The organism is Desulfitibacter sp. BRH_c19, from assembly GCA_001515945.1.
In the GTDB taxonomy this organism is placed as follows: Bacteria; Bacillota; DSM-16504; order Desulfitibacterales; family Desulfitibacteraceae; genus Desulfitibacter.
In genome coordinates this window covers 1-20,678 of sequence record LOER01000003.1, presented here as the reverse complement: position 1 = coordinate 20,678, position 20,678 = coordinate 1, and the positions used below count along the sequence as shown (strand labels likewise).

26 protein-coding genes and 2 pseudogenes are annotated in these 20,678 nt (G+C 34.3%); 6 read left to right on the top strand and 22 right to left on the bottom strand.

The genetic code is table 11. The annotated features are described in order from the left end of the window. The first annotated feature begins 71 nt into the window (after positions 1-71). Both APF76_11960 and APF76_11955 read left to right on the top strand, forming a co-directional pair. Entirely contained in the window at positions 72-383 is a 312-nt protein-coding gene (locus APF76_11960; protein ID KUO53518.1) for a zinc-binding protein, read from the top strand. A gap of 266 nt (positions 384-649) precedes the next feature. Further along, the gene (locus tag APF76_11955) at positions 650-850 is read left to right on the top strand and encodes a cold-shock protein (GenBank protein ID KUO53517.1); all 201 of its coding nucleotides are present in this window, start codon (positions 650-652) and stop codon (positions 848-850) included. Between the two features lie 47 nt (positions 851-897). Here the strand turns inward: APF76_11955 and APF76_11950 are convergent, their stop codons facing one another. The 7 genes from APF76_11950 to APF76_11920 all read right to left on the bottom strand — a co-directional run bounded on the left by APF76_11950 (position 898) and on the right by APF76_11920 (position 5,846). Next, positions 898-1,140, bottom strand: a complete 243-nt coding sequence (locus tag APF76_11950) for a hypothetical protein (GenBank protein ID KUO53516.1) — start codon at positions 1,138-1,140, stop codon at positions 898-900. A 190-nt stretch (positions 1,141-1,330) separates the two neighbouring features. After that, on the bottom strand, positions 1,331-1,813 hold the full coding sequence (locus tag APF76_11945; protein ID KUO53515.1) for a hypothetical protein: 483 nt from the start codon (positions 1,811-1,813) through the stop codon (positions 1,331-1,333). A 52-nt stretch (positions 1,814-1,865) separates the two neighbouring features. Then, positions 1,866-2,300 carry an acetyltransferase gene (locus tag APF76_11940; protein ID KUO53514.1) on the bottom strand — a complete coding sequence of 145 codons (435 nt, stop codon included), beginning with the start codon at positions 2,298-2,300 and terminating at the stop codon, positions 1,866-1,868. A gap of 416 nt (positions 2,301-2,716) precedes the next feature. Beyond that, positions 2,717-2,905: a hypothetical protein gene (locus tag APF76_11935; protein KUO53513.1), complete on the bottom strand. Its 189-nt coding sequence runs from the start codon at positions 2,903-2,905 to the stop codon at positions 2,717-2,719. A gap of 52 nt (positions 2,906-2,957) precedes the next feature. Continuing rightward, entirely contained in the window at positions 2,958-3,665 is a 708-nt protein-coding gene (locus APF76_11930; GenBank protein ID KUO53512.1) for a hypothetical protein, read from the bottom strand. A gap of 75 nt (positions 3,666-3,740) precedes the next feature. Beyond that, entirely contained in the window at positions 3,741-4,478 is a 738-nt protein-coding gene (locus APF76_11925) for a hypothetical protein (protein ID KUO53511.1), read from the bottom strand. 297 nt (positions 4,479-4,775) lie between these two features. Then, on the bottom strand, positions 4,776-5,846 hold the full coding sequence (locus APF76_11920) for an oxidoreductase (GenBank protein KUO53510.1): 1,071 nt from the start codon (positions 5,844-5,846) through the stop codon (positions 4,776-4,778). Positions 5,847-6,574: 728 nt separating this feature from the next. On the opposite strand from APF76_11920, the gene APF76_11915 reads away from it, so the two are divergent. Beyond that, on the top strand, positions 6,575-7,141 hold the full coding sequence (locus APF76_11915; protein ID KUO53509.1) for a hypothetical protein: 567 nt from the start codon (positions 6,575-6,577) through the stop codon (positions 7,139-7,141). A gap of 135 nt (positions 7,142-7,276) precedes the next feature. Further along, positions 7,277-8,008: a hypothetical protein gene (locus APF76_11910; GenBank protein ID KUO53508.1), complete on the top strand. Its 732-nt coding sequence runs from the start codon at positions 7,277-7,279 to the stop codon at positions 8,006-8,008. Positions 8,009-8,044: 36 nt separating this feature from the next. On the opposite strand, the gene APF76_11905 is transcribed toward APF76_11910, so the two are convergent. After that, on the bottom strand, positions 8,045-8,236 hold the full coding sequence (locus tag APF76_11905; GenBank protein ID KUO53635.1) for a hypothetical protein: 192 nt from the start codon (positions 8,234-8,236) through the stop codon (positions 8,045-8,047). 305 nt (positions 8,237-8,541) lie between these two features. Between APF76_11905 and APF76_11900 the strand changes: the two genes are divergently transcribed. After that, complete coding sequence (locus APF76_11900; GenBank protein KUO53507.1) at positions 8,542-9,699, top strand: MFS transporter; 1,158 nt, start codon at positions 8,542-8,544, stop codon at positions 9,697-9,699. A gap of 4 nt (positions 9,700-9,703) precedes the next feature. Here the strand turns inward: APF76_11900 and APF76_11895 are convergent, their stop codons facing one another. From APF76_11895 to APF76_11855, 9 genes are all read right to left on the bottom strand, one after another. Next, the gene (locus APF76_11895; protein KUO53506.1) at positions 9,704-10,165 is read right to left on the bottom strand and encodes a pyridoxamine 5'-phosphate oxidase; all 462 of its coding nucleotides are present in this window, start codon (positions 10,163-10,165) and stop codon (positions 9,704-9,706) included. Positions 10,166-10,216: 51 nt separating this feature from the next. Further along, positions 10,217-10,951: an ABC transporter-associated protein EcsC gene (locus tag APF76_11890; protein KUO53505.1), complete on the bottom strand. Its 735-nt coding sequence runs from the start codon at positions 10,949-10,951 to the stop codon at positions 10,217-10,219. A 25-nt stretch (positions 10,952-10,976) separates the two neighbouring features. Continuing rightward, positions 10,977-11,873, bottom strand: coding sequence for a hypothetical protein (locus APF76_11885; GenBank protein KUO53504.1), 897 nt, complete (start codon positions 11,871-11,873; stop codon positions 10,977-10,979). A gap of 50 nt (positions 11,874-11,923) precedes the next feature. Next, positions 11,924-12,415, bottom strand: coding sequence for a hypothetical protein (locus APF76_11880; GenBank protein ID KUO53503.1), 492 nt, complete (start codon positions 12,413-12,415; stop codon positions 11,924-11,926). A gap of 186 nt (positions 12,416-12,601) precedes the next feature. Further along, positions 12,602-13,081: a hypothetical protein gene (locus tag APF76_11875; GenBank protein KUO53502.1), complete on the bottom strand. Its 480-nt coding sequence runs from the start codon at positions 13,079-13,081 to the stop codon at positions 12,602-12,604. 54 nt (positions 13,082-13,135) lie between these two features. Further along, positions 13,136-13,642 carry a hypothetical protein gene (locus APF76_11870; protein ID KUO53501.1) on the bottom strand — a complete coding sequence of 169 codons (507 nt, stop codon included), beginning with the start codon at positions 13,640-13,642 and terminating at the stop codon, positions 13,136-13,138. 525 nt (positions 13,643-14,167) lie between these two features. Beyond that, entirely contained in the window at positions 14,168-14,563 is a 396-nt protein-coding gene (locus tag APF76_11865; GenBank protein ID KUO53500.1) for a hypothetical protein, read from the bottom strand. Positions 14,564-15,009: 446 nt separating this feature from the next. Next, entirely contained in the window at positions 15,010-15,438 is a 429-nt protein-coding gene (locus tag APF76_11860) for an antibiotic resistance protein VanZ (GenBank protein KUO53634.1), read from the bottom strand. A 194-nt stretch (positions 15,439-15,632) separates the two neighbouring features. Then, positions 15,633-15,890: a hypothetical protein gene (locus APF76_11855; GenBank protein ID KUO53499.1), complete on the bottom strand. Its 258-nt coding sequence runs from the start codon at positions 15,888-15,890 to the stop codon at positions 15,633-15,635. Positions 15,891-16,239: 349 nt separating this feature from the next. Between APF76_11855 and APF76_11850 the strand changes: the two genes are divergently transcribed. Then, on the top strand, positions 16,240-17,304 hold the full coding sequence (locus APF76_11850; GenBank protein KUO53498.1) for a hypothetical protein: 1,065 nt from the start codon (positions 16,240-16,242) through the stop codon (positions 17,302-17,304). A gap of 81 nt (positions 17,305-17,385) precedes the next feature. Here the strand turns inward: APF76_11850 and APF76_11845 are convergent. The 5 genes and pseudogenes from APF76_11845 to APF76_11825 form a co-directional block, all read right to left on the bottom strand. Continuing rightward, positions 17,386-17,758 (bottom strand): annotated as a pseudogene (locus APF76_11845) (hypothetical protein). A gap of 178 nt (positions 17,759-17,936) precedes the next feature. Then, on the bottom strand, positions 17,937-18,449 hold the full coding sequence (locus APF76_11840; protein ID KUO53633.1) for a GNAT family acetyltransferase: 513 nt from the start codon (positions 18,447-18,449) through the stop codon (positions 17,937-17,939). A 178-nt stretch (positions 18,450-18,627) separates the two neighbouring features. Then, entirely contained in the window at positions 18,628-19,077 is a 450-nt protein-coding gene (locus tag APF76_11835) for a glyoxalase (GenBank protein ID KUO53497.1), read from the bottom strand. 261 nt (positions 19,078-19,338) lie between these two features. Further along, complete coding sequence (locus APF76_11830; protein ID KUO53496.1) at positions 19,339-20,067, bottom strand: hypothetical protein; 729 nt, start codon at positions 20,065-20,067, stop codon at positions 19,339-19,341. Between the two features lie 180 nt (positions 20,068-20,247). Beyond that, positions 20,248-20,678: pseudogene (locus tag APF76_11825) on the bottom strand.

Sequence of the window (20,678 nt, the reverse complement as noted above, 5' to 3'; positions counted from 1 at the left end):
TCGATTCCTATGGTCAGGGAAGTTTATTGGATTAGCTTTGCACCGGGCAATAAATTTTTGGAGGTTTTTTCATGGAAGATAAAAATTTGAGTTGTAAGGATTGTGGAAAGGAATTTGTGTTTTCTGCTTCAGAACAGGAATTCTATGCACAGAAAGGTTTTACTAATGAGCCCGGTCGTTGCCCTGAGTGCCGATCTGCTAAAAAAGCACAAATGAGATCAAATAGGGGTGGAGGAGGATACGGTCGTTCATCACAAGAGCGAGAAATGCATCCTGCTACCTGTGCTACTTGTGGCAAATCTACTACTGTACCTTTCAGACCAAGTGGAGATAAACCAGTATACTGCAAAGATTGTTATCAACCACGTAAAAATAATTGGTAGATATTACAAACCTTTTTCAGTAACATTCTGAAAAAGGTTTTATTCTTTTGGTAATTGATCACGGCTATAGACACTTTATCCTTTTGAGTATGTTTCTTGACAAATATAAAAAATAATGGTAATCTATTAAATGTTGTATATGTGAAGTTTCTTTTTCACATATTATAAAGGGTAACATTTTTTGGTGAATGATACTCCCTATAATGTGTGAAGTCTTTTCTTCACTATCCATCAAAACAAATCAACAAATATTTGGAGGTTCTAAAATGCAAACAGGTACAGTAAAATGGTTTAATGCAGAAAAAGGTTTTGGTTTTATTGAAGTAGAAGGTGGAGACGATGTTTTCGTTCACTTTTCTGCAATTACAGGTGACGGTTTTAAAACGCTAGATGAAGGACAGCGTGTAGAGTTCAACGTTGTTCAAGGAAATCGCGGACTGCAAGCTGAAAACGTAGTTAAAGCATAAAAATACTGCCCTTCATGGGCAGTTTTTTTAATTCTGATAGAATAACATTAATCGTAGCCTATTAGGCTTAATTTTTCTTCTTTTGGTAATTGCTTTATGAAGTATTCTCTTTGTAAAGCTTCTCTCTTGGTTGTGAATTCTTCAAAATGTTTTAATATAACAGGGTATCTAGCACGTGTATATTTACAGCCCTTTCCTTGATTATGTTTTTCTAACCTTTTCTCAATATTAATGGTGGAACCCGTGTATAATGTTCCGTCTTTACATTCAATAATATAAACATAATACAATAATAAGACCTCTCTCTAATTTAGTTATATTTTTCCTTCTGAAAATGTGCTTTGCAATTGATATATTTATTTGCTCAAGCAGTACCACATGGGTTCTTCATTAGATCATTCCTCTCCAGATTGTACTCTATCATCTCATTGCCCATTAATAATATTACTATTGCAATTGGTATGATATCACGAAAAAATTCTAGTCAATTTTAAATAGTGACCAAATAGAAATTTTATCTTGAGTAAGTAACCATATATCTTTATAGACTTTTTGGGGTAGTTTGATCAAGGAGTTAGCTTCTTCAAAATCCTCCTTTGTCCATACTGGAGAGGTATCCCTAATCAATAATGAACACGGATATCCAATTGGATAATTTAATCCAGTCTTAGCTTTCTTATCTAACAAGTCATTCAAAACATCTAAATATTTATAAAAACTTTCAGTTTTATGTCCAGTACTATTAGACTTACCCAAAAGAATTTTTGCTTTTAATTCATCATAAAAAAGATGAGTAACCTCCATACCCAGCCTATTTCCTTCTGGATCTTCAAGGATGGCATCAGGACGTTCTTGATAGCAAACAACCTTATATTCAACACCAAAAATCTCTTTGAATGAACATATAAACAATTCAATAGCAGCTTTTTCTAGCATCCTTTTTTCAGATTGGTTTTCATTCATTTAATCTACCCCTATTTTAACTCTATACAACTACAATATCATGTCATTATCCTCATTTCAATTTCTTTTTGAATCCCTGGTGTGTATCAGGATTATATCCTACAGTTTCATAAAACTTGCAAGCATCAATCCTATTATTATCTGTTATAAGAATTATTTGGGTACAGTTTCTTTCAGCAGCAATTTCTTCAAGTTTAGATATTAATGCCTTACCAATACCCTTGTTTCTAGATTCTTTATCCACTATCATATTTTCCAGCACCATGAAAGGTTCACAAGAACCATATAGTTCTTCACAGATTACTCCCATTACAGAACCAAGTAGTCTATTGTTTTCAACTGCACTAAGTAATACATGTGTATCTGCTTGGCATATTTTATTAAACTGATTGTTCATTTTATCAATACATGAGTCTTCATTCCAAAATTGTTTGTATAACTTCGCTAATTGAGGGATATCACTTGCAATCATTTTTCGAATAATCATTTTATAAATCCCACCTAACTAACAATTATTTATCCGATGACTATCGCCACTAAGACTCCTATCTTCTACAAGTAGGAGATAAGTGGCGCTACGTCCCTGGATAACGGTTTCTAAAACTCAGATGGAGTCAAAACTCCACCTGAGTTCAAGAATCCTGTTTATGCTTTCTATAAGCCCTTCTTTCAGCATACTCCGCACATAATCCACAAACTGCTATTTTATTTCCTTCCTTATCCAAATAGTATCTTTTATCCTGAGTTGGCTTATTACAGAAATAGCATTTATCCCCTAGAAATATCCTTTTAAAAAATTGAAACATAATCATCCCCCGTTCCTATAAACTTTCATAGGCATTCTTCCTCGCGGCTTTTAATTTAAAATTAAAGCATCTCTACACTAAGTGGTTTATATTACCCTTAATCCTTTATAGACTTAAGTAATTTTTTTAAACCAAAGGTTAGTAATACATATATGATAATTATAATTACCAGCGTAATAACTCTTTCTTGCATTGAACCGTCTGCAAGTAATACTGGGCCTATTCCAAAAAAAGTAACTAATATATATAGCAGAGCAAAAGTTCCAATAATGATGGGTTTTTTCATAATCATACTTCTCCTTATTTTTCATTGTTTTTATATATTATTGTACTTTAACTCAGCTTTGTAAATCTAGCCCTTGATTGTTCTTATAAATAATGCCAACTTTCACTTCACAACCAAATAATTGTTGTAACATTAAGGCTAATTCATCTCGAGCTAAGATTACAGATCCATAATTATCATTTATAAAACCATCTATTGGAAAGAAGATATTTGTGCTTCTTTCAGTAATTTTCCCTTGTTCACTTTGTCTCCATATCCATCTTCTTGTTTTAATATTACTCCCACTTGCATACACTAATTCTCCAGTTTCTAATAATTCGGGCTCTGATGCTCCAAAGGGGATGAAACTATCACCAGTCGCAGAAAACCTGACTGTGATATCATCCTGTACCAAGTCAATGTCATGTGCACCAATTGGTAGTATGTGTTTAATGGATATAGAATTAGCTAAATCCACAACATTATTTATATTTGGAATTTGGTTCCCTTTTAGAATCCTGGTTACTAGTGCTTCTACAGAAGGTGCAAATTTATTTGGGTTAAACCCTAACTTTCCAAAGGCATTTCTGTATGGAATTATTTTAGGATGTTCTTTGATATTTTCACCTTTTAGTTGTTCGCTAATTTCTCGTATACTATTTTCTAACATATCTTTAATCTCATTGTTTTTTGTTGCATTATCTACTCCTCTTGCTACAACTACACCAAAACATACATCCTCCAATGTTTTAAATACATTCTCTTCTACCGTAAATCTCATAAAGTATACCTCCAGATATTTTCTTTCATTATTATCATAAGCAGTTTCAAAATGATTTCACCCAAAAGAAATAGCTCAGTTATTTAGCAATAAATCTTCATAACTGCACATATTTGTTTCTAGAGCAGTTTTACGGAACACTAAATATAGCTCTGCTTTAGTTGCATTTTCATAAGGCATTACAAACAGCGCACCAATTCCCAGAGCCAAAATTCCAAGCAAGTACCATCCAAGAAAAGATAGATCCAATACAAACATCTTAAATTTATGCCCCTTCGTCATTTTGTCACTAAGTTTAATTGCTTTTTTGGCTCCTATATTGGGATTATCCGCCAAAATATATGGTACCATTCTATATGCATATAGTTTAATAATGCCAGGAATAATCAAAAGTAAAAACCACAAAAAGTTTTGAACTCCTTTCAGCAGCATGGTAAAGACTATTCCAAAATAATTTTGCCCATTAAAGGCAAACCTAAAGCATTTTTTATTATCCTTGTATTGAGCGGATTGCACAAAGTACTTTCTGCCCCCAACCTCTAAAGGGTACCCTAAAAAAATACGTAATGTGACAGCAAGCATTATAACTCCTATTGCTGCAATTATAATAAATATTATGGAATATAAGACATTCGGATCAGTAAAATCAAAAGCCATGTTGTTTGTTGAGTCACTACTTCTGCTGCTTCCCCCGCCTATTCCACTATCTTTACCTCCTACTAATAGAATAACCATACTTATTAAGAATGCCTTCCAATAGATGTTTTTCAAAACCGCCTTTGCTCTTTCTTTAAGTTCTTTTCTTGTCCACATATCTACTTTCCTTTCTAATATTTATTTTAAAGGTTAAATTAACAGCACCTACTGGTCGAAAACTAGCTCCGCCTGCAGCTAATGGAGATGCTGTATTTGCACATAACGGAGGGGTATCTTTGGTTCGACTAACGCGGTAATATAATAAACTCCAACTTGGTAGGTACTTGAAAAAAAATCTAGTAGTTAAAACCCAAAGACATCGAGGTTAATATAAGAATAAAGTATACAAAACTATTTCTATTTATTAGCATTTAAATGATCTATCTCCTCAAAGAATTTGATTTGTGGTTTTTACTAATCACTATCAATCATATTCATGCTGGATATTCCTGTTTTCATAACAAGTCCTCTTATCAAGGGGTTATACATAAAAGGTGCTTTTAAGTTTTTGGTAAATATATTAAATTTTAAACCTTTGGTGTTTTGGATATAGTCTGATAGATAGTTTTCTGATTTGCTCTTTAAGCTTTTAGCTAAAGCCAATGCACTTCTAAATGAATAGCTTAAGCCTTCAGCAGATGTTGGACTAATCCAGCCAGCTGCTTCCCCGATAAACATTACATTGCTTTCACCTAAATAGATTTGAGCTCCAGTTTCGGGTCGAATTATATAACAACCATGTTTCTTTACTAATGTTTTTAATTCAAATCCACAAGTTGACAGTTTCTTTTTTAATAAGTTATATTTGTAGCCAACATTCTCTTTTACTGGTACAGCTGCTCCGACCAGCAGATAATCTTCCTTTGGAATAGTCCATGAGTAGAAATCTGTAATTTCACTATCGAAAATTGCTGAAAAATAAGGTAAAGTATCTTGTACCTTATACCACTCTTGTATTGCTACATATTTTTTTTGAAACAGTAAGGGGGCCAGTTGCCTGCGTACGGTTGAAAAAGCCCCATCTGCACCTACCAGTATTCTTGCCCTCTCAATGTACTCTTTTCCATCATAGATAAGCTTAATATTGAAGTTTCCCCCTGTACGTTCAAAAGTTTTAAACTGAGAACCACATCTTATGTCAACAGATGGTGGAATTAATGATACTAACCACGAGTCAAATTTTCCTCGATCTATATTAATATAGTGTCTTTGGTAGTATCTTTCAATATTACTTTGTAAGTCCATAGTTCTTACCGTAAATAATTGGGGGCCTACTAATACCCTTTTAGGAACTCCAAGTCCTAATTTTCCCAGCATATATTGAGCATCAGGGGCAATAAGACCCCCACAACACTTTTCATCAGTTCCATTCTTTTCATCTAAAAGCTGTCTCTTATCAATTAATAACACCCTAAATCTATTCCCAATCAGTCTAGCTAAAGTAGCCCCTGAGGGCCCTGCTCCTACGATTACCACATCATACATTTTATCTCCTCCAAGCTCAAGAGCTATGCTTATTTATGTCCCATCTCTTAGGCGCCCATCTGTAATAGAAGCATCAATTTTATTGTTTTTGTTGCATTATCGATTCCTCTGGCTACAACTACACAGAAACACACATCCTCTAATGTATCAAATACATCTTCCCCTAATAAAAACCTCATAAAGTACTCCTCCAGATATTTTTTCATCATCTCAAAACAGTTTTCTAGATTAAAATTAATTAAGACTTACTAGTAACATTATACCAATTATTAAATTTTTAATCATGACAGAATCATTCTTTTTTTCGATATTTAATTTTACTTTCTTGTTTTGGCTACTTTGATAATAAGCTAAACAAAGCATCCAAAATTTTAAGCCCAAAAGAATTTGGGGAATTTGCTGTCTTAGCCAAGGATCTAGTTTTCTTTATGGTAAAGCACGGAGATATGTCTACTTCGGAAAGAGAAAAATTGGGGCAAGTGGATGTTACAAAGCTAACACCTGATCAACAAGAGGAATATAATGAATTAGTAGCTAAAATTCAACCATACTTTGATCGGTTAAATAAATAAGAAATGTGGACAACGGGTAATATCCGTTGTTTTTCTTTATGCTAATTAAAACTGTTCTTAGATCTGCATCATTACAATTTGCATTCTTTGACACTTTCTTCGCTCTATAATACTTGCTTCCAGCATAATATTATTTAGGGGAGGTGTAATACTCATATGGGAATTAGTAATGAAAAAGGTGTTCTTTATTGGGAGTTTTACGGTGCAATAGTAATAATTATACTTGGGTTTGTCTTTCATTTTGCATTCTTTTGGTTCAACCAATGGAAGCCCTTAGCTTTATTCTTTGCCGTAAATGAAAGTGTTTGGGAGCACTGTAAGATAGGTTTTTGGCCTGCTTTACTTTTCTTTCTAGCAGAATACTATTTTATAAAGAACAAAGCAAATAATTATGTTCTAGCAAAAGCTACTTCGCTTTTTATCATCCCTGCTACAATAATTGTAATATTTTATACCTATACTGGAATAATAGGCTTCAATCTATTCCCCATAGATATTAGTATATTTTTCATTGCTGTTATTTTAGGACAATATGCAAGTTATAAATTACTTGTCGCCAAACCTTTAGGTCGATATTATGGATCTATGGCAATAGTATTAGGCATTATCCTCGTAATCTCCTTTTCAACATTTACATTTAAGCCTGCCTCAATACCAATATTTATTGATAATAATTCGGGAAGCTACGGTATACCCAACTCTACTCTAGAATTGTCAAATTAATTATGCGGTGCTAATATGCTATACAATCAGACATTTGCTATTTCTTGGTATTAATTATATATAATGGAGAACAATATTAGAGACTATCTTTCAACTCCATCAAAAGGTGCTTTTATCAAGAAAGGAGTTTGTGTTATGGAAGTTGTGACTAGAGCAGTTATAGTGTATATCTGGTCCTTGATTCTTCTTCGTTTGTTAGGTAAAGGACTAACGTTCCAACAAAAACCATATGATTTTGTAGTGATGATGTTGATAGGTTCAGCTTCAGCAGCACTAATAGTCAACCGAGATGTTCCTCTTCTAAATGCGCTCGTAGCCTTAGGTGTCCTAGCTTTAATGCACACACTCATAAGTGTTGGTACTTTAAATAACTATTTAAAGGATATTTTAGGTGGACAACCAGACCTACTAATACGCAACGGTCGTATAGTTAAAGCTAATCTAATTAAGAACCAAATTAATATGAATCAACTCATGGCTGGACTTAGAATAAAGGGTTATCACCGAATACAAGATATTGAATTTGCTACTCTAGAAGCCAATGGCCAACTATCGGTTATTCCAAAGTCTCAAGCCCGCCCTGTCAAACTTACAGATCTTAAAATAGACTCAGGTTATGAAGGTATACCTACACCTCTAATAGTTGATGGTAAAATTTTTAAGGCTAACTTGCATAATTTAGGTTTAAATAACAAGTGGCTTGAAAGCGAACTCTCTAAAAGGGGGTTAAAAGAGCCACATAAAGTACTATTAGCCCTGCTCGATACTGATGGTAGTCTCTATATAGCCGAACAACCCCCCATCAATTCAATTAAAGCATTTTTTGTAGGAGAAGGTAAAGATACACCCCTTAAAAAAGGCTCTTAATTAATTTTCTCACTCTTTATCCAGTTTTTATCTGTTTTACTTATTCCTTTCGAATATTAGTTCATAAAACTCTGCTGCACCATATCCGCTTATAGCTGGTGCAAAAATTTGAACTAACCTCCAACCTTCCCTTGCGTACTGTTCAATGATTTCATGATAGTCTTCCTCAGGCTTTCTTCCTTTAAATCCTGACTTAAGCTTTATTTTAATAAACCTATATTCATACATTGTTTTACACATTCAACTCCTTCCAAATAAACTTAGAATGATGTTTTAAAAAAGTTGTAGAAGTAGAACAGAACTATATAGTATAATTGCACCATAGAAGGTATAAGTCAAATAAAAGGATGGTTACTTAATATGCTAAGAGTTGCTCTTATTTCTACAAATTAAATAGTGTTGAAATATTTTAAGAGCAACGGTAATTCATGATTTATGTTGAAGTAAAATTTTATAAAAAACTTTACGCCGTGTATCTTTAAAATGCATGGTTTTTTTGTGCCTAAATTTAACTTGTTAGGAGGTTTTTCCTCATGTTTAGAAATAAAACACTAATAGGCTTAAACCTTGCTGTATTTCTTATGATGCTGGGAGTGGGAATGATAGTCGCCATACTTCCACAAAAGGTTATTGTCCTAACCGGATCAGGAGAGTTGGTAGGTATTTTAGCTTCCGCTTTCGCACTTTCCTACATACTCTTTCAGTTGCCTATAGGGAATCTATCAGATAAGTTCGGATTTAAACAATTCTTAATCTTTGGCTATATTCTATGTACAATGACTGGATTGCTTTTTTATTTTACTAAAAACGTTAATATTATTTTCCTAGGTAGACTTATGCAAGGTATTGGAGAGGCACCTATTTGGGCACTTGCCCCAGCACTTTTATCAATAAAGTATCCACTCATAAAAGGACAAATTATGGGACTATATAATGCGTCCATCCATATTGGCCTCACAATTGGCCCTATCCTTGGGATTGTGTTTGCTACTCTTTTGTCCGGAAATGAAGTCTTTCTCTTTTATGCAATCGTCTGCTTTCTTGGATCATTAGTTATTTATTTTATGGTGGATGATGTTAATTCAGATGAGAGAGGCACAATAGAGCCAATAAGTTTCAATAAGATAGTCAAGATAGCTGCTAACCGAGAAATTCTTGTTACTTTACTAGGAATTACAGTATATGGTGCGGGATATGGAATATTCCTTACTGTCATCCCCGCGTTTTTAATTACCTTAAAGAATTTCAATGAGATACATATAGGAATTTTCTTTTCTCTTTTTTATGCTGCAATAAGTATTTCCCAAATAATAACTGGTCCATTATCAGATAGAATGGGACGAAAAATCTTTATGTTAGGAGGATTAGTATTAGCTTTATGTGGAATTATAATATTCCCCATTCTAGTTCTTCCTTGGATAAGTATAGTACTATTCGTTGCAAGTCTTGGACTTGGTGTGTTCTATCTCTCATCCATGGCCTTTCTTAATGAGGCTGTTCCGAATTCTTTAAAAGGCACCATTTCAGGAGCATATTATCTTTTTTGGGGAATAGGCATGTTCTTTGCACCCCTGATAGTAGGTAGGGCAAGTACAGTATATAGCTATAAGACTGGTTTCTATTTATTTACTGCTGCTGTATTGCTAGAAGTATTAGGTATGCTCATTTATTTTAGTAAGGTACGAAAATAATCTATTATATTCCAGACCTTTTACCTGTTATTTCTTCTATTTTTACTTTAATAATTGCTATTTGTTCAACTGCCTTATCCAAGTAGCTGAATGAGTTATTGCATGAATACTTTCCCATAATTACATCTAAGGCTTTTTTCTTCTCTTCCAAATCTTCAATTATATATGCTTTTCCCAAACCTATAACACTAGAAAAGTTCATACTCCAGTTACAAGGATTTTCTGATTCTTTAACTTCATAATCTACACCAACTTCAAAGCAGATCTTGTTATTTGCTTTTATGAATTCAATTTTTTTACCTTCTTTAGCTGAATGAAGATATAAGCATCTATCTTGATATCCAAAATTCATTGGAACTACATAAGGTTCATTTCCTCTGCATAAACCAATTCTGCAAACTTCAGCTCGGTGTAACACTTGCTCAATATCTGCATTATCCTTGATTTCCTTTTCTGCCTTTCTCATTATTTAACCCTACTCTCTTATTAGTGACGTAACTATTTTTTCCTATTCTTTTCAACTCTTAATTAATCTTAATCTGTAAGCATTCATAGCCGTTTTTCCCAGGTTATCCAACAATCTATAATTAGCAAATGCTCCAATAGGTGCTCCTATTATGGGAACTAACTGAAGCATTTTAGCTATATCAATATAATCCCTATATTCCTGCTGAAATTCCTTCCACTGAAATAGGTTCATGTCCTTTGGCAATTCTTGCTTTTTATTTTCCCAGTCTGATATTTGTTTATATACCTTATTTCTCTTTTCTTGGCTTGAAAAAGCTAATTGAAAAATATATAGAATATATATTCTTTCTTTATAGTCGCTTACGTTAAAACCATAAAGACTAGCTACATTAAAAAGAAACTTTATTTTTAGGCTTAGTAATACAGGCAAATCCGCAAGTCCTAGGAGGATGCCCCCGTAACCAGTTCCAGCACCGCTAATTGCAGCAGTTCTCTTATAAAAAGCAATGCTTTCTTTTACTAACTTTTCACGGTCTTCTAGCGATACCCCTACTAAAGGTTTTTTTGTGATGAACCCTGATCCGAACAAGACCGCTTTTACCATGTTCTTTATTGTACCTGTAATTACTTCGTGGACCTTATCCGGGACTATGTTATTAACTCTATTTTGCACACCCTTAGTTAAGCGGTTTGATAAGGATGGCTTCTTAACCATCTTTATTTGCCACATAATAAGTTCTTTTAATATAATTTCTTCATATGTTTTCGTTTTAATTACCACCATTAAAATAGCATCTTCTTTGTTTATATTAGCATTTATTTACTGAATTCTCCATGGCAGCCATGAGATTTCTGCGAAACATATTGTAATTTACACCGACTAAAGCGTATCCCAAGTATTTATTAAAATCCTCTTCAGTCAGCTTGATTAAATTATTCATATTAAAAAATTTATTTAAGTTTCCAAATTGTTCATTTAGGCTCCATCTATAGTTAGATTTAACCCCTTTATTATCAAGTTTTTTATTCCAGGGACAAGCCAGCTGGCACAAATCACATTCTAAAATTTTGTTTCCCATCACATTCTTTATCTCTTCAGACAGTTCTTCACCTTCTAGTAAACTTGACAAGCATCTAGATACATTAAGTTTATAAGGTTCTTCTAATGCATTTAATGGACACGCAGTTCTACAAGCATCACAATCTCCACAAAGATTTTTTTGAGGTGCAACCCTGTCGTATTCTAATAATGCATCTGTAATAATACCCCCTAAAGCAATAAAACTGCCATACTCTTTTGAGATCAACAAGGAATTTTTTCCTTGCCAACCAATACCTGCACGAACCGCTGCAAGCTTTAGAGGTAATATAGATTTATCAGAATAGCCGTCACATTGAATGGCTGTATATCCTTCTTTGTTTAGAATAGATTTTATAGAATCAAGCGGTTTTACCACATCAAAATAGAAGCTTGACAATATTAGTCTACTTAATTGTCCTATATTAGGGTCTTTCGTATCAGGTATTTCAAAACCACCTATATAAATTCCACAAATAATAAGTGTTTGAGAGGATGGAAGGGAAATACGCGGGTCACTCCTTGGCGACTCCGGCAATGCATAATTGAAATATCCTGGATTGGTAAACCGAATTATATCCAACCCTTCCGTAAAAGCGGTTTCTTCAATCCTATTTTTTAAACTCATTAGTCTATCATCCTCCATAAGTTATAAATTTTAGTTAACCATCCCTTCAATTATACTACAAGATCAAAACGTTGTTCTATAACGGTTGTGCCCCATTGGTCTCCAGGTCGTTCTTCGGTCAATTGAAATTCAAATTTCTCATAAATATGCCCAGATGAGGAAAGTCCCTGAAAAGTCCATAAATAAACACCTTCAAATTCGGCATCCTTGCAAAATGAAAGAGCTTGCTCCATAAGAAAGTTTCCAGCTCCTTTTCCTCGCAATTTCTCCGAAATAATAAACCATCTAAGATGAGCAATATTTTCTTTTTCAGAAGAGCCATCAATGGTAATAGATCCTTCGATAGAGCCATCCAAGACTAATGACCAAATACGGTCGCGGGAATTGTTATAATTATTTACAAATCTCGAAAGCTCACTAGCAACTTTTCCTTCAAAAAAATGTCCAAAATTCCAGTTTTCAGCGTAATACTTGGCATGCAACTCGGAAACTCTACCAATTACACCAGGCGTATATCCAATTATGGTTTTAAAATTCGTCATCTTCCTCCTCCTACCTAGTTAATAATAAAAATTCTAAGGCATAGTTAATTGAGTAGTGGTAATATACTCGAAAATCTACATTAAGAGACTCTGCAATTTCATACCTTGATCGATCTACTTGCTTTATAGCCCATAATCCTCAGCTCTTAATATACACCGTAACACCCTAAAAAGAGCCAATAATAACTAACGTAAACACTTCTTCATAGGTTTGTACTTGAGACCATGTTTTTCCTGCATTGTATTAGTAGCATTGAAGCCAAGTTTTTCATATATTATCACAGCATATGGTGAAGAATTTACCGTTAATTCTTGTAAATCAGGATCAATTTTTAATAATTCCATTGTAGCTATTCTTAAAAGTTCCTTTGCAATTCCAATCCTTTGGTGGCTCTTTTTAACAAACAATAGTGAAATATGAGATGTATTCCTAAATGCCAAGACACCGACAAGATCATTTCCTTCAAAACAGCAGTAAATCTTAAAATCATTACTAATTATCTGACTAACAAGTCTTTGGGGATGAATAAACTCTTTAAATGTATTAACCCCTTCAGCAGAATAATAAGGAGCTTCAAATTCACTAAAAACCTCCCACACCATATCTGAAACAATATTCTCCTGTCCAACCTCAAATAACTGGTATCTTAATAATGAATTATTCATGAAATCCTCTCCAATGGTCAACTCTGTAGCCTCACTTATAAAAAAGATATACGATTATTTGGGTCCTCGCCCAATAAACATTTCATATGATACAGCATATTCTTTAAAGCCATTACGCTGATATAGTTCCTTTGCATTATTATTCCAAGAATATGCATGTAATTTGACTCTATCAATTCCTCTTTCTTTCATCCACTTCATTGTCTCATCCAGTAATTTTTGTCCTAATCCAAGGCCTCTTGCTGTATCATCAACAAATACTTCATCAAAAAGTCCCATAGTACCTGTTCCATTATCCGCAGTTTCATCCTGTTTAAGTATTCTTCCCAAAGCGTATCCTACAGGTATATTTTTCAATTCAGCTATTAAGATTAATGTATCTTCATTTCTATTATTAAAAATCTCTTCAGCCTTCCTTTGTATTGAATTAAGAACTGATTCGAAATCATCATACTTACATTCATTATTAAGATTGCTCCGATTGAATTTGCCTAATTTTACTGTGAATCCAACAAAAATATCTTTATCACTTTCTACTGCTCGTCTAATTTTTACTTCCATAATCTAGCCTCAATTCAGTTTGTATTATGTTATGCAGCCTTTGCGTCATCTTTCCGAGTCACGGTATGAACACCAGTTAAAACTTATTCTTTATACTCTTTTTTGCACTAAAGACAAAAATTTCGATGAACGCATATTTTCATCCTTGAGCAAGGGAACTTCTGGCATTCAAAGCAATATATAAATACCGATTTATTGTGTTCACTACAACATTTTATGCCACACTTAACACCACGATGTGTTAATTTCTAATTCTAATTTACCATAACCGAGGGCTAACTTGGAATTAGCCTATGCATTTGCCGAATGGTTCAGGAAATATCCTTTTGTCATATAAGAAGCCAGTATGAATAAAACGCCCGGTATTATGATATATGCAAACTCTATTTCCCCTCACCCATCAAATATCACCTCGGATCGGTTATTTACGATCTCTTTCAATAATAATATTAGTGCCTATTTCTCTTTGATAAAAAATCTTATTCACGTTGTATCGTTCTGTCTACAGAAATTTAATATTATTCACTATGGTTTGCTATTAAAGAATATGAATTTCTCAACAAACACTCCCATTACAATTCCAATACTATATGAAACCAAGTCACTCCACAAAAAACCGTACCCCAAAACTAATCCACCTAACCTTGTCTGTCTCAAAGCATCAATCCACTGTGAATGATACAACTGACTTATTTCAATACTGAAGGAGAATAAAAGGGTTAGCGCAACAATCCATCTCGTTTTCGCCGTCTTAAATATGAAGCCAAACAAAAAGAAAACCATAAGTGCCCATAAAGTATCTCCTAAATATAGAGTAATCCAGTTAGGCAAATACACTGAAAAATATCTAGTACCTAAACCTAGTATCATAACGATAATTAACATGGTAAGATAAGTAAAACTATTCCTCTTAACTAACATAATTGGAAGCCCCTCAATAATAATTGTTTGCTCGTATTATTCTTCGAGTTAACTAGGAAACTTTATCAGTAACCCCTTAGATACCTTTTCTATTCCTATTATCTTTTTCTACCATTATTATACTATTTTTGTGAAATTATTAGGGGTTTTAAAATTTACATTAACCTGTTTTTTCCGTTATACTCAAGCTTGAATAATTCAAGGTTCAACAGCTAATGATAAGAATAGATGAAATTTTTGTCAGTAAGAATGTCAAAATACTTCCTCATTTCTTGTAGCACCATGCGTGTCTCACCTTTCTCATCACTAATCTATCCTAAGCATAGAGGAACCCCCCCCCTTTCAACGTTTTTCGTTTAAAGAAGCATTTTCCAGACGCTGCCAAGCTTAAGGCTTGGCGAGACGGCCGCTGCCAATTCTGCATGCGCCCTTGCGGAAGTATATTGTTATATGGTTCCGCCTCTCCTTGAGTTTACCCACATAGTCATTAACTTGAAAACAACATATCCTAATATGAATCCAAACGAGTTTAGAATGAAATCGTCTACATCAAAACTCCCACGTTTAGTAATTAACTGAGATACTTCTAATAATGTTAGCCCAATTAGAAAAACACCCAGTGATTTAAGGTAAGATAATTTCAATGCCAATGGAATTAAAAATCCAAAGGGAATAAACACACCAATATTCCCTATAAGATTAATCACCCAGACATTTTTGTTTAATTTGTTAAAGTTAAGAAAATGCTTGATTGTTGAAAATGGCTCCAGGTTATACATATACATTGAACCAGCAATTCTGCCGAAACCAAAGAGCATCCAATAACCAAGTAACATAAAATATGCAATCAATACTAAAAAAAAAGTTTTACGCATCATCTATGATTTACCTCATTTTAATAAAGTGTATAACTATCTCTTGTGTGTGGTATTTTAGTGGATTTGCAAATCTTCGCCAATAAGTTTAGTCGCTTCATATATTACACCATTTTCATAACTCTTTATATCGAAATAACCATTATAATAATCCCATACATCTGAATGATCAGAGTAATGAGCAATATTTTCTACTATTTTATTAAATAAAAAAATGTCTCTTCTTCTGTTGGGTATTTTTCAACCATTAGTCTAAACTTAACATCACTTTCACCATCAAATGCAGCCGCAGTAGTTTCTACCTTATTTAATTGTTTAAACTCTTCTTCAGACTTCTCCAGTATTTCACTCATGTTTATATCTGGTTTTTGATTATAACCAGCAATTAACAACAATAAAACAAATAATACACCTAAAAAGAATAACATCTTACACAGGGTACTTTCTTTCATGGAAATCACATCCATTTTGCTCCATATCGAAAAGGTACTCCCATTTTCATATTTTCCTTCCAAAATTTAGATTTTTTGATTGTGGTGCCTAGTGCTTGATATATTTGACAATTCTATAAGTTTTTATCCATTTCGATTTACATCTCAATTTTTGCTTTTATTAATAGTGTTTATTTAGAGCACATATTAAACCAAAAGTTATACTTTATAATCCATACAAAGGGAGAAAGAAGGCTAGGAATAACATAGAAATAACAGCTACAAAGTGTAAATTAAGTATGCATAAAATCATATAATATGATAGGACTAAGTTAAATACGCTAGTAACAAGTGAGGAAGGAATGTTATTATGGCCAATACACTAGTTCCAAATCAATGCCCGCCAGGTTTTTTTCGCTATGTGGTGATTTCGGGAGATACTATTTTTCAATTAGCCGATCAATTAGGGGTAGATGAGGGTCTTATTATCGCCAACAACCCTCTTCCCGACCCAGCATCAATTAATCCGGGTGATGTACTCTGTTTACCTATCCCCATTAACTTTCCTTGTAATGCAGTATTGCATCCTACTATAGACACTCCTCCCAATGCTACAGGTTCCATACTAGTTAGGCAACTGCCAGACGGTCAACAATCGGCTACCGTTACTGCATTTGGCCTGCCTTCTTTGGCTAATTTTGATGGTTTTGAAGCGCTAATTGATATTGTTGGCATTGGAGGTTTTGGCTTTCCTCTACCGCAAGAAAGCCCTTCTACCTGGGCCGGCACAGTAATCATTCCCAGGCCGCTTTTATTTGCCGGGGCGCAGGTAATAGTTCAACCTGTCAATACTCAAACCAGTACAGTCGGTAGTCCGGTGCTAACAGGAGATCTCAGTGAATGTGCACGACCACAAGATCCAACGCATCGTTTTAACATCGTCGCCCTGCCGACAGATACCCTCTTTTCTCTGGCCCGCACCTTTGGTGTATCCATAGAGCAGATTATGGTACTTAATCCAGGAATCGTTAACCCCAATGTTATTTTTCCAGGACAGATTATCGCTATTCCGTTAGTAGTACCAGTATTACCTATTCCAGCACCTAGTCCGGCGCAATACTTGGTAAGAACTGGAGATAGCTTCTTCACTATTGCCCGGCGCTTTGGCTTGACAGTAGCTTTGTTATCAGCAGAAAATCCCCAAATTGTAGATCCCAACGTTCTTTCTGTCAATCAAGTCATCAATCTGGTGGTAACGCCACCTTTGCCATCACCAATGAATACTGCACAATTATATGTTTCGGTAGGAGAGACTCTGCTCAGTATTTCCAGACGCACCGGGGTTAGCCTAGAAGCTATTATTGCTGCTAACCCACAAATAGTTGACCCAAATTTTATTCAAGTCGGTCAAATCATTAACCTGCCATTAGATTAGAAGATTATTATAGGTAAACCGAGCTTGCTTAATTTAATCTAAGTCGTCTAAAGAATCCCCTGACTGCATGTCGTTTCGCAGCAGGGGCATTTTTATAACAATATAAGTTTTTGGGATAACTTCAGGTAAACTAGTGACAAATTTGACAGCTAACTCTGGACTCTTCTTGTAAAATTCCTTCTTTACCATCGACAACTCCAGTTGATAAGAAATATTCAATAAAACCTAGTTGAAAACGGTTGAACCCCAGTCCAACTTTACCACCCTGACAAGTAGTGGTCTTATCATCAAATATCGCCACACGCCCTTTGGCTGCAGCATTTAACATTGAAATAACGCCAACCCCATTTCCCTTCATGAAACTGCATACCGCCCCTGGTTTAATATTTGAACGTAATACGGCAACTGGGTGATTTTTCAGCTTTATGGACTCAGCAATTTTACTTTTTTTCATGCAAACACTCCTTGGTATAACTAATCGTTTGAAGTTATAATTTATATATTATTCCTGCAATTCCTGCAAAATAAAAAACACAAAGATTACAAGTGTTCAGTATCAGAACGCTAACAACCCTTAAAGTTTTTCATCCCACTTTCAGACTATGGCCTCTTTATGCCAAAAAGACAAAGTTCTAATCAACAAAACAACTTGCCAACGCATTTAGTTCCTCATTACATAATCTATATACAGTCCAGTCATCCATTGAAACTGCTCCTAAATGCTTGTAAAAATCAATCGAAGGTTCATTCCAGTCTAAACACCACCATTCCAATCTGCCACACTTTCTTTCAATAGCTTCTTTTGCTAAAAATGAAAGCATTATCTTACCAATACCTTTCCCTCTCATTTCAGGTTTCACAAATAAATCTTCCAAGTAAATACCTGGTCTCCCTAGAAATGTTGAGAAATTGTAAAAGAACAACGCAAAACTTACAGGTTTATCCTGAAATTCTCCAATTATAACCTCAGCTGTCTTTCTTTCAAATAAAGACTCTCTTAAAACATCTTCAGTTGCTATTACCTGATCCAGCAGTTTTTCATACTCAGCTAATTCCTTTATGAATTCCAATATTAATGAAACATCGCTTATTTCGGCAAACCTTAATTTAAAATCGCTTATCTTGGTATCAATCAATCTGTTCATCCTTTCTCTAGTCACCTTAGGTAACCCCATTATTTATATCAAATGTTTAGAAGTTTTTACCACAAAAAAATCCATCCGTGGACGGTACGACCATCGTCAATGGATGGCTGTGCATATGACTAGGCAAACAATAAGCAAAATAATACTTTGTATCAAAAAATATGAAACAGTTCTAAGGTTATTTACTCCAGTTCTGAATTTCTATGAAATTCCCCTCGGGATCTTGAGCATAAGTTGCTGTTAAAAATCCGATCTCCCCATAATCCTTATTTATTATTTCACCCAGTAATTTGCCACCATGTGTAATTAGTTTTTCAGCAACGTTTTCTACATCATCAACATGAAAAGCAATATGTCCAAAGCCCTGCTCATTAATCATAAACCTATTCTTAGGACATTCCGGATCATATTCAAAGATTTCAAGGGTTGGCCCATTATCATAACCTGGCAAAATCAGATGTATTCCTTTTATCCTAACGTTATTAATATTTGTTAACTTATCTATCCATTCGCCTGAAAGGTCTCTTTCCGGATATTGGGGTTTACAATCAAAAACGTCAACATAAAATCTAGATAGATTTCTCCAGTCTGTAGCAACAAGGTTTGTATGCACAAATTTAATGCCCACTTAATTCCCCTCCTATAAATCTTACGCCATGGATGGCGAATTATATTATCCTCTACTCCTTTCTTTGGAGGAGCAGGGGTATATGTTCGTGAAGATTTCACCTGTATAGTAATGACGCTGAAACATTATCCAATCTCTTTGTAATTAACAAATCTACCCCTTTTTCTTGTCGAGATAGCGGAGCATATACAGTTCCCGAAGCGTCATATTACAGTCATATATTCTAAGTTTTGGGAACTGCCTGTTATGTGTAGTGCCCAGCTACTTACTACACTTCCACAATTTCCTAACTTTATTTCCTGTTAGTATTCCATTTATTATCAAGACTAGCCATGTTGTGGAGATAATGATTACTTCATATCTGTCCAGCTTATCTAAACCATATTGGATACTGATAAAAATAAAGCTCACTATTGCGATTATAACTGCCAATAAATAAATTACCGCTATAATGTTTGTATGTTTTCCTCTAAAAACTGGTATTAAAAACCCAAAAGAAATAGCCATCATTATATACCCGAGTTCCTCCAGGGCGATAAAAATTCCATGTGGATTATATTGAGTAATTAAGGCAATCCCTTCATATTCTTGATTCATCAAACTTATAGGTACAACATTTACTTGAACGTAATAATTTATGAGTAAAGTAGCAGTTGCAATTATTGCAAAGGAGCTCGCTATCTGAATATAAATTTGTTTTTCTTTATTAATAATAGTCTTAATAATAATGATGTTTATCAAATAGATGCAAATCATAAACATCGCCAAGTACTGCCAAATATAATCTCTTGGATACCGTTCTATAGTCTCTAGATAAGGATATAAAATGCCTCCATTAGGGGCATTTGCACCTGATATAGGAACAGCAATCATTGCAAATACAAAAGTTATAAAAGTAATTAACGCTAATCCATAGCTTGAAAGGAATACCAGTTTCAAGACTTTTTCATCAGTTGTCATTAAATTATGGCCTTTATGTTTCAATTCCATCTCTCATCTCCTGTTCTGTTATATTTAACTCTAGTAAGTCAGGCATTACACATAACGTTCCCATGATTTGCGAACTTGGTAGTTGGCGCGATTTTTGACCCCAAAGTCTCGCCTACTTCAAAAATCATGACAATTACCAAGTTAGGTCGAAAGCGAAAGCCGGAGCCGCAAATCATCGTGTTAGGCAGAGTTGCCGTTCAGTACAACAAATACTTCATTCACCTGGTGCCCGAATTTTTTTGTCAATCTAGACTTGCCTAGATTAGACTTTATTATTTTCTTTATATCAGGATCATTTTTCTGAGCCCACTCCTTCATAAGATCAAAACCTTCAGTAGGTAGTTTTGCAACAAATACACTTATTGCGTACTCAAGTCCTTTCCTTAATACACGAAATTCTTCAGTCTTTCGAATTTCTCTCCCCAAGTTAATTATGTCTTTCAAAATTCTTTCCGTAATTTTAAAGCAGAATAGTACATTATCTTTTTCATTCAAAACAGGAGGGTGTGCTAGGGCCGCTATAATTGCTCTTTTTTCTAAAATAGAAGCGTCATCATCAATCCACTTATTAAAGATTAATTCTGCTTGTCTAAAATCATTCTCTTCAATCC

Bases quoted from the DNA above. Each gene is read 5' to 3' on its own strand.
- APF76_11860 (KUO53634.1), bottom strand. From the start codon at position 15,438: ATGCGTAAAACTTTTTTTTTAGTATTGATTGCATATTTTATGTTACTT.
- APF76_11905 (KUO53635.1), bottom strand. From the start codon at position 8,236: ATGTATGAATATAGGTTTATTAAAATAAAGCTTAAGTCAGGATTTAAA.
- APF76_11915 (KUO53509.1), top strand. From the start codon at position 6,575: ATGGGAATTAGTAATGAAAAAGGTGTTCTTTATTGGGAGTTTTACGGT.
- APF76_11865 (KUO53500.1), bottom strand. From the start codon at position 14,563: ATGTTAGTTAAGAGGAATAGTTTTACTTATCTTACCATGTTAATTATC.
- APF76_11840 (KUO53633.1), bottom strand. From the start codon at position 18,449: ATGAACAGATTGATTGATACCAAGATAAGCGATTTTAAATTAAGGTTT.
- APF76_11940 (KUO53514.1), bottom strand. From the start codon at position 2,300: ATGATTATTCGAAAAATGATTGCAAGTGATATCCCTCAATTAGCGAAG.
- APF76_11960 (KUO53518.1), top strand. From the start codon at position 72: ATGGAAGATAAAAATTTGAGTTGTAAGGATTGTGGAAAGGAATTTGTG.
- APF76_11890 (KUO53505.1), bottom strand. From the start codon at position 10,951: ATGGTGGTAATTAAAACGAAAACATATGAAGAAATTATATTAAAAGAA.
- APF76_11885 (KUO53504.1), bottom strand. From the start codon at position 11,873: ATGAGTTTAAAAAATAGGATTGAAGAAACCGCTTTTACGGAAGGGTTG.
- APF76_11870 (KUO53501.1), bottom strand. From the start codon at position 13,642: ATGGAAGTAAAAATTAGACGAGCAGTAGAAAGTGATAAAGATATTTTT.
- APF76_11955 (KUO53517.1), top strand. From the start codon at position 650: ATGCAAACAGGTACAGTAAAATGGTTTAATGCAGAAAAAGGTTTTGGT.
- APF76_11945 (KUO53515.1), bottom strand. From the start codon at position 1,813: ATGAATGAAAACCAATCTGAAAAAAGGATGCTAGAAAAAGCTGCTATT.
- APF76_11925 (KUO53511.1), bottom strand. From the start codon at position 4,478: ATGTGGACAAGAAAAGAACTTAAAGAAAGAGCAAAGGCGGTTTTGAAA.
- APF76_11875 (KUO53502.1), bottom strand. From the start codon at position 13,081: ATGAATAATTCATTATTAAGATACCAGTTATTTGAGGTTGGACAGGAG.
- APF76_11850 (KUO53498.1), top strand. From the start codon at position 16,240: ATGGCCAATACACTAGTTCCAAATCAATGCCCGCCAGGTTTTTTTCGC.
- APF76_11935 (KUO53513.1), bottom strand. From the start codon at position 2,905: ATGAAAAAACCCATCATTATTGGAACTTTTGCTCTGCTATATATATTA.
- APF76_11880 (KUO53503.1), bottom strand. From the start codon at position 12,415: ATGACGAATTTTAAAACCATAATTGGATATACGCCTGGTGTAATTGGT.
- APF76_11930 (KUO53512.1), bottom strand. From the start codon at position 3,665: ATGAGATTTACGGTAGAAGAGAATGTATTTAAAACATTGGAGGATGTA.
- APF76_11895 (KUO53506.1), bottom strand. From the start codon at position 10,165: ATGAGAAAGGCAGAAAAGGAAATCAAGGATAATGCAGATATTGAGCAA.
- APF76_11920 (KUO53510.1), bottom strand. From the start codon at position 5,846: ATGTATGATGTGGTAATCGTAGGAGCAGGGCCCTCAGGGGCTACTTTA.
- APF76_11855 (KUO53499.1), bottom strand. From the start codon at position 15,890: ATGAAAGAAAGTACCCTGTGTAAGATGTTATTCTTTTTAGGTGTATTA.
- APF76_11830 (KUO53496.1), bottom strand. From the start codon at position 20,067: ATGGAATTGAAACATAAAGGCCATAATTTAATGACAACTGATGAAAAA.
- APF76_11910 (KUO53508.1), top strand. From the start codon at position 7,277: ATGGAAGTTGTGACTAGAGCAGTTATAGTGTATATCTGGTCCTTGATT.
- APF76_11900 (KUO53507.1), top strand. From the start codon at position 8,542: ATGTTTAGAAATAAAACACTAATAGGCTTAAACCTTGCTGTATTTCTT.